Annotated in this window: 6 protein-coding genes; 3 read left to right on the forward strand and 3 right to left on the reverse strand. The window is 71.6% G+C overall.

Annotation, left to right across the window (positions count from 1 at the left end; genetic code table 11):
• Window positions 1-103 precede the first annotated feature (103 nt).
• The 3 genes from ABZ070_RS33515 to ABZ070_RS33525 form a co-directional block, all read right to left on the reverse strand.
• Complete coding sequence (locus ABZ070_RS33515; protein WP_356639499.1) at window positions 104-481, reverse strand: hypothetical protein; 378 nt, start codon at window positions 479-481, stop codon at window positions 104-106.
• 77 nt (window positions 482-558) lie between these two features.
• Window positions 559-975, reverse strand: coding sequence for an SgcJ/EcaC family oxidoreductase (locus ABZ070_RS33520; RefSeq protein WP_356639501.1), 417 nt, complete (start codon window positions 973-975; stop codon window positions 559-561).
• Between the two features lie 27 nt (window positions 976-1002).
• Window positions 1003-1602 carry an NUDIX domain-containing protein gene (locus tag ABZ070_RS33525; protein ID WP_356639503.1) on the reverse strand — a complete coding sequence of 200 codons (600 nt, stop codon included), beginning with the start codon at window positions 1600-1602 and terminating at the stop codon, window positions 1003-1005.
• 246 nt (window positions 1603-1848) lie between these two features.
• Between ABZ070_RS33525 and ABZ070_RS33530 the strand changes: the two genes are divergently transcribed.
• The 3 genes from ABZ070_RS33530 to ABZ070_RS33540 all read left to right on the forward strand — a co-directional run bounded on the left by ABZ070_RS33530 (window position 1849) and on the right by ABZ070_RS33540 (window position 8017).
• Complete coding sequence (locus tag ABZ070_RS33530) at window positions 1849-5610, forward strand: ABC transporter ATP-binding protein (protein WP_356639505.1); 3762 nt, start codon at window positions 1849-1851, stop codon at window positions 5608-5610.
• Between the two features lie 396 nt (window positions 5611-6006).
• A complete protein-coding gene (locus tag ABZ070_RS33535; protein WP_356639507.1) occupies window positions 6007-6372 on the forward strand; it encodes a hypothetical protein in 366 nt (121 codons plus the stop codon).
• Window positions 6373-6541: 169 nt separating this feature from the next.
• Entirely contained in the window at window positions 6542-8017 is a 1476-nt protein-coding gene (locus ABZ070_RS33540; protein ID WP_356639509.1) for a S28 family serine protease, read from the forward strand.
• Window positions 8018-8088: the final 71 nt, after the last annotated feature.

Raw genomic sequence — 8088 nt, forward strand, 5'->3', positions numbered from 1 at the left:
TCCCCTCTCCCCGTCGCACGCCTGCGCGCCCCCTCACCCTGCTCCCGTCACACGCCCGTACGCTCCCCCTCCCCTCCGTCCATCGGCCGGGCGGCCCCGCGGCTCAGTGGAGGAGCGAGCCGTACTTCTCGCGATAGGTGGTCAGCTGGGCCGCGCAGCCCTGGCTGAACTGCAGCACCTCCTGGTTGGTATACCGCTTCTGCGGCAGCCCTGCGACCGGTATGAGATCCGGTATCGACCGGAAGACCTCGGAAGCGGCCTGCGCCCGGTCACCGCCCCGGCCCTTGGCGGTGATCATGTGCGCGCCGGCTGCTGCCAAGCGCCGCTTCAGCTCGTCCCGCGGGAAGCGGGCGGTGCTCTCGTCCCGGCCGGGTGTGAGGGGCGACGGCGTGGGGGCCGCCGTACCGAGGACGCCGAGCGCCCACAGCGTGGCGTAGAGCTTCCCGCACAGGTAAGCCGCAGTCGATCGGGCGTCGGCCATGGGAGCCCCCTCCTCGCCGGTCCGTCCGGCGACGCCGTGAGTCACTACCCACGGCCGACGGCCGCGGAACGCGCCGGTCAGGCACCGTCCCCGACGACTGTCGTGTCGGCGAACGAGTGGTGCTCGTGCGCGACGACCCAGCGGCCCTGCTCCTTGCGCAGACCGACGCTGAGCCGCAGCCGGGTCTCCGGATGGTCCGTGAGCTCCTTCGGGGTCCCGCAGCGCAGCAGGGCGTGCGCGAAGGCGACGTCGGTGCCTGCGGTGACGTCGAGGGAGAGGATCTCGAACGCCGCGCCCTGCGCCTGCCACTCGAAGAACGGCGGCCACGTCTCACGGTAGGCGTCGACACCCCGGACGCCGTCGTGAGGCGGCGGTACGTCGAACATCACGATGTCGTCGGCATGATCCACGAGGACGGCCTCGAGGTCGCCCTTGTGCACGGCCGTGGCCCAGCGTTCGATCAAGGTACGGATCTGCTTCTCGTTGTCAGTCATGTCTCGGCCCCTGTCGGGTGGAGTTCTCTACAAGGCCGACTCCGCCGCCCGCCCGAACTCATCGCCGGCCCGTCGCCCCGTCGCCCCGTCGGGAACGAAACCGGCGGGAACGAAACCGAGGTGGACCGGCTCGGGGTGCGGGGTGCGTGCCCAGGGCAGCCCGGCCAGAAGCGTGGGCAGCTGGGGAGGCCACAGCGCGTCGGCCAGCGCGGCCGGCTCGCGCCGGGTCCGCCGGCGCCAGTGCAGGATCCTGTCCTCGGCGTGGGCGGCGGCCACGTCGCCCGCCGGCTCACGTCGCGGACCGCGGGCGAGGTAGATGTGCTCGTGCCGGCGTACGGGGACCCCGGCCCGGGTGAAGTCGTGCTCCCAGGTGCACAGCAGCGGCCCGGGCTCCAGGTCTGCCCACCCCGTCTCCTCCCGCCGCTCCCGCCGCGCCCCGTCGCGCGGGTCCTCGCCCGCTTCCAGCCCGCCGCCGGGCATGGCCCAGTGGACTCCGACCTCTTCGTTGTCGTAGCGGAACAGGAAGACCGACCCGGCGGGATCGAGCACGGCAACGCGCGCCGCGCGGCGAGGAGTTAGCATCCCCCACCCGATCACGCCGCGGGACGTGGTGCTCGGCGCGCTCACCGGCTCTGCGTGACCGGGTGCCGAGTGCGGCTCGTGGCGGTGTGCCGCGGTCAGGCTGCCGTTCCCTTTCCCACGCCTCGGGACCGGCTCCCCACCCGCCGCTCGGCGCCGGCCGCCTGGTCGACGAGTCCTAGGTCCTTGGACCGGTCTTTGTTGCAGGGGGATGAAATCCGGCGCCCCCCGCGTTGGTGCCTTCCGGAAGATCAGGCCCGCAGGGCCGAGGCGGAATCAACGGGGAGGCATCACGTGGAGGCGGCACCAGCAGCGCAAGGATGGGCGCGGCGGCTGACCGGGTACGCCTGGCGGTACCGGCGGAATGTCGTGCTCGCGCTCGGGTCGTCGCTGGGCGGCATGGCCGTCATGGCGCTCGTGCCGCTGATCACCAAGGTCGTCATCGACGATGTCATCGGCGCGAAGACGCGGTCGCTCTCCACATGGACCGGGCTGCTGATCGCGGCCGCCGTGGCCGTGTACGTGCTGACGTACATCCGCCGCTACTACGGCGGGCGGCTCGCCCTCGATGTGCAGCACGACCTGCGGACCGACATGTACGCGACGATCAGCCGGCTGGACGGGCGGCGGCAGGACGAGTTGTCCACCGGGCAGGTCGTGGGGCGGGCCACCAGTGATCTGCAGCTGATTCAGGGGCTGCTCTTCATGCTCCCGATGACCATCGGGAACTTTCTGCTGTTTGCCATCTCCCTCGTCGTCATGGCGTGGTTGTCACTGCCTCTGACCCTGATCGCGCTCGCCGTCGCCCCGGCCCTGTGGTTCATCGCCAAGCGCAGCCGCACCCGGCTGCACCCCGCCACCTGGTACGCGCAGAGCCAGGCCGCGGCCGTCGCCGGGGTCGTCGACGGGGCGGTCAGCGGTGTGCGGGTCGTGAAGGGCTTCGGGCAGGAGGAGCAGGAGACCGGCAAGCTCCGCGAGGTGAGCAGGAAGCTCTTCGCGGGCCGGCTGCGGACGATCAAGTTCAATGCCCGGTACACGCCCGCCCTGCAGGCCGTCCCCGCGCTGGGGCAGGTGGCCATGCTCGCGCTGGGCGGCTGGCTGGCGACGAAGGGCGAGATCACGCTCGGTACGTTCGTCGCGTTCTCCACGTATCTCGCACAGCTCGTCGGGCCGGTCCGGATGCTCGCCATGGTGCTCACCGTCGGGCAGCAGGCCAGGGCCGGTGTGGAGCGGGTCCTGGACCTCATCGACACCGAGCCGACGATCAAGGACGGTGCGAAGGAGCTGCCGGCGGACGCCCCGGCCACGGTCGAGTTCGACGACGTGAGCTTCGCGTACGCGGACGGCAAGCCGGTGCTCGACGGCTTCTCGCTGGAGATCGCGGCCGGTGAGACCGTCGCCGTCGTCGGCGCGTCCGGCAGCGGCAAGTCCACCGTTTCGCTGCTGCTGCCCCGCTTCTACGACGCCACCCGCGGGGCCGTCCTCGTCGGCGGCCACGACGTGCGGGAGCTGACCTTCGACTCGCTGCGGTCCGCGATCGGACTCGTACCGGAGGACAGCTTCCTGTTCTCGGACACGGTGCGCGCCAACATCGCGTTCGGGCACCCCGAGGCGACCTGGGAGGAGATCGAGAAGGCCGCCCGCGCCGCCCAGGCGGACCGTTTCATCGCAGAGCTGCCCGACGGCTACGACACGAAGGTCGGCGAGCACGGCCTCACCCTCTCCGGAGGCCAGCGCCAGCGCATCGCCCTCGCCCGGGCCATCCTCGCCGACCCCCGGCTGCTGCTCCTCGACGACGCCACCTCGGCCGTCGACGCCCGCGTCGAGCACGAGATCCACGAGGCCCTGAAGCACGTCATGGCCGGCCGTACGACGCTGCTCATCGCCCACCGGCGTTCGACCCTCAACCTCGCCGACCGCATCGCCGTCCTCGACGGCGGGCGGCTCGCCGACATCGGCACGCACGAGGAGCTGGAGCGGCGCTCCGCCCTGTACCGGCGGCTGCTGACCGACCCGGACGAGCTGGGCGGCGTCTCGCCCGGCCACGTCCTGCAGCAGGCGGTGCCCGAGCCGGACGAGGACCGCACCGTGCGGGACGAGCTGGACGCCGAGTTCGACGTCGAGCGCGGCATCACCCCCCACCTGTGGGTCCGCGACGAGCATGCCGAGGAGGCCAAGGAGGAGCCCGGCGCCACGCCCGAACTGCTCGCACAGGTCGAGGCGCTGCCCCCGGCGACCGACACCCCCGACATCGACGAGGCGCGGGCCACGCGCCCCGAACCGGCCGCGGAGCGCGCGGGCGAGGGCGGCCGGCTGCGGGCCGTGCTGAGCGGCTTCGGGCTGCCGCTGCTGATCAGCCTGGTGCTCGTGGCCGTCGACGCGGGCATGGGCCTGCTGCTGCCCGTCCTGATCCGGCACGGCATCGACGAGGGCGTCGAGCAGATGGCGCTCGGCGCCGTATGGGCCGCCTCGCTCCTCGCGCTGGCGACCGTGCTCGTGCAGTGGATCGCGCAGACCGGCGAGATCCGGATGACCGGCCGTACCGGCGAGCGTGTCCTGTACTCGCTGCGGCTGAAGATCTTCGCGCAGCTCCAGCGGCTCGGCCTCGACTACTACGAGCGCGAGCTGACCGGCCGGATCATGACCCGGATGACGACGGACGTCGACGCGCTGTCCACGTTCCTGCAGACCGGCCTCGTCACCGCGTTCGTCTCCGTCGTCACCTTCCTCGGCATCATGGTCGCCCTGCTCGTCATCGACGTGCAGCTGGCGCTCGTCGTCTTCGCGACACTGCCCGTCCTGATCCTCGGCACGTACTTCTTCCGCAAGCAGAGCGTGAAGGCGTACGAGCTGGCCCGCGACCGGATCAGCGTCGTCAACGCCGACCTCCAGGAGTCGGTCTCCGGCCTGCGGATCGTGCAGGCGTTCCGCCGCGAGCGCGACGGTCTGCGCAACTTCTCGTCCCGCAGCGACAGTTACCGCGAGGCCCGGGTCCGCGGTCAGTGGCTGATCTCGGTCTACTTCCCCTTCGTGCAGCTGCTGTCGTCGGTGGCCGCTGCCGCCGTGCTGATCGTGGGCGGGGCGAGGATCGAGGCGGGCACGCTGACCACCGGCGCGCTCGTGGCCTATCTCCTCTACATCGACCTGTTCTTCGCGCCCGTGCAGCAGCTCTCCCAGGTCTTCGACGGCTACCAGCAGGCGGCCGTGTCGCTGCGCCGCGTGCAGGAACTGCTGCGGGAGCCGACCTCCACGGCCCCGGCGCGTGAGCCGCACGAGGTGAGCGCTCTGCGCGGCGAGATCGCCTTCGAGGACGTGTCGTTCGCGTACGGCGACGACGAGGAGGCCCTGACCGGCGTCGACCTGCGGATCCCGCCGGGACAGACCGTCGCGTTCGTCGGCGAGACGGGTGCCGGCAAGTCGACTCTGGTGAAGCTGGTGGCCCGGTTCTACGACCCGACGAACGGCCGGGTCACCGTGGACGGACAGGATCTGCGGGAGCTGGACCTCACCGCGTACCGGCACCGTCTCGGGGTCGTCCCCCAGGAGGCGTACCTGTTCGTCGGCACGGTCCGCGACGCCATCGCCTACGGCCGCCCCGGCGCGAGCGACGCCGAGGTGGAGGCCGCCGCCCGTGCCGTCGGCGCACACGACATGATCGCCACTCTCGACGGCGGCTACCTCCACGAGGTCTCCGAACGCGGACGCAACCTTTCCGCCGGCCAGCGCCAGCTGATCGCCCTGGCCCGTGCCGAACTCGTCGACCCGGACGTGCTGCTGCTCGACGAGGCGACCGCCGCCCTGGATCTGGCCACGGAGGCCCAGGTCAACCAGGCGACGGACCGGCTGACCGGCCGGCGCACCACCCTCGTGGTCGCCCACCGCCTCACCACCGCGGCCCGCGCCGACCGGGTGATCGTGATGGACCGCGGACGCGTCGCGGAGGACGGCACCCACGACGAACTGCTCGCCCGCGAGGGCCGGTACGCAGCGCTGTGGCGCACGTTCATCGGGCAGGGCATAGAGGGTCTGGGGGAGGACGAGCCGGCGGCCGTGTGACGGCCGAGGGCCCGGGGAAGGACGAGCGGCTCGTCCTCGACCGGTGGCGCGGCGTCCTCGTCGACGTCGGGCGGCGCCGGGAGGGCCGCCACCGGCGGCAACCTGGCCTCCACCGGCCCCGGTTCGGCGCTCCCCCTCGCGGGTGCCGCGGCCGCTGCCGTGGTCGCGGGCGGGGTCGCGGGCGGGGTCGCGGGCGGGGGCATCGTCGTCGCGCTGCGTCGCCGCCGGGCGGAAAGCCCGTAGCAGGTGGGAGCGGAGAGGCAGCAGGGGCCGCAACCATTCACGCCCCGTACGCGTCGTACGCGTGTACGGGGCGTACGCATGTGTACGGGGCAGTGGGGAGCAGGCGTGTTGGAAGCGGCGGGGAACAAGGGCACAGGACGGCCTGCACGGCTCGTGAGGCGCCTGCTGGCGTCGGTCGTGACGGCCGCGGTGCTCACCGTCGCCGGCCCGGCGGTCGGCAGCGCGGAGGCTGCCGCCCCCTGCCCCGGCCGGCTGATGAAGAAGGTCGCCTTCTCCACCGGCGAACTGCGCGTCTACAAGCAGGGCAACTCCGTCTGTGCCGTCACCCTCGCCAAGCGCCCCGGCGCCAGGCGTTCCATGTCCGTCTCGCTCCAGCCCCGCGGCGGCTGGACGGAGACGGACAGCGGGCGGTTCACCCGGCAGGCCGGGCCCGTCACGGTGCACGCCCGCAACCGCTGTGTGCGGGCCACCGGTTCGGTCTCGGGCACCTCACGTGCCACCGGGTGGATTCTGTGCTGATGCGTCCCTGAGCCCCAACCGGGTCTGGCGGGGCCGGTGTTACCACCGCTAGGGTCCTGCTTCCGGATCAGGCCGGATTAGTGAGCGGTGCCAGGGCACGCGAGCCCGGCATGATCCGGAAGCAGGACCCTGGGTTCACCGCGACCGCTTGACGTCAAGGGGAGGGTGAATGCGCAAGGCGCTCAGATGGCTGCTGTCGCTCGTGGTGCTCATAGGCACCGTGAGCGCGGCCGGCGCGACGGCCAACGCGGCTACCGCCGCCGGACCGGCGACCGGCACGGACATCGCCACGCACGTCGGTGCCGACTCCGGTGCCGCCACGGACATCAAGGACCGGGTCCTGTCGATCCCGGGGATGAGTCTCATCGAGGAGAAGCCGTACCCCGGTTACCGGTTCTTCGTCCTCAACTACACACAGCCGGTCGACCACCGGCACCCCTGGCGCGGCACGTTCCAGCAGCGGATCACCCTGCTGCACAAGGACACCTCCCGTCCCACCGTCTTCTTCACCTCCGGCTACAACGTGTCCACCACGCCCCGCCGCAGTGAGCCGACGGCCATCGTCGACGGCAACCAGGTCTCCCTGGAGTACCGCTTCTTCACGCCCTCGCGGCCCGCGCCCGCGGACTGGTCCACGCTGGACATCCGGCAGGCCGCCGCCGACCAGCACCGGGTGTTCAAGGCACTGAAGAAGATCTACTCCAAGAAGTGGATCTCCACCGGCGGCTCCAAGGGCGGCATGACGGCCACCTATTACGAGCGGTTCCACCCGGGCGACATGGACGGCGTCGTTGCCTACGTCGCGCCGAACGACGTCGTGAACAACGAGGACCGGGCGTACGACCGCTTCCTGGAGAATGTCGGCACCGCCGAGTGCCGGACCAAGCTGAACGCGGTTCAGCGCGAGGCACTGGTACGGCGCGAGCCGCTGACGGCCCTCTACGAGAAATACGCGGCGGACGGCGGCTACACCTTCGACACCGTCGGCAGCCTGGACAAGGCGTACGAGGCCGTCGTCCTCGACTTCGTCTGGGCATTCTGGCAGTACAGCCTGGTCTCCGACTGCGACGCGATCCCGGCCGCGGCCACCGCCTCCGACCAGGAGATCTTCGACACGATCGACGCCATCTCCGGCTTCTCCGCCTACGCCGACCAGGGGCTTGCCACCTACACGCCGTACTACTACCAGGCGGGCACAGAGCTCGGCTCGCCGGACATCCGGCAGCCCCACCTGGACGGCCTGAGCCGCTACGGCTACCAGCCCCCGCGCAACTTCGTGCCGCGCGACATCCCGATGCGCTTCAAGCCACAGGTGATGAAGGACGTCGACAGCTGGGTGCGGCGCAACGCCGACCGGATGATGTTCGTCTACGGCCAGAACGACCCGTGGGGAGCCGAGCCGTTCCGGGTCGGCAAGGGCACCCGCGACAGCCACGTCTTCACCGCGCCCGGCGCCAACCACGGCGCTAACGTCGCCGGTCTGGTGGCGGAGGAGAAGGCCGAGGCGACCGCCGCGATCCTGCGCTGGGCGGGCGTCGCCCCGGCCGCGGTCCAGGAGGACCCGGCGAAGGCCAGGCCGCTGGCGAAGGCCGACGCGAAGCTCGACAAGCGCGACCTGGAGCGCGAGCCGCTGCTCCGCCCGTAGTCACCGCTCGGTCAAGGGGCCGTGCCCGCCGTTCGGGTCACCGGGGCGTGGTCGTGGGACGCGGTGATCCA

It is taken from the genome of Streptomyces sp. NPDC006283 (genome assembly GCF_040613325.1).
GTDB lineage: Bacteria > Actinomycetota > Actinomycetes > Streptomycetales > Streptomycetaceae > Streptomyces.

Bases quoted from the DNA above. Each gene is read 5' to 3' on its own strand.
- ABZ070_RS33515 (WP_356639499.1), bottom strand. From the start codon at position 481: ATGGCCGACGCCCGATCGACTGCGGCTTACCTGTGCGGGAAGCTCTAC.
- ABZ070_RS33520 (WP_356639501.1), bottom strand. From the start codon at position 975: ATGACTGACAACGAGAAGCAGATCCGTACCTTGATCGAACGCTGGGCC.
- ABZ070_RS33540 (WP_356639509.1), top strand. From the start codon at position 6,542: ATGCGCAAGGCGCTCAGATGGCTGCTGTCGCTCGTGGTGCTCATAGGC.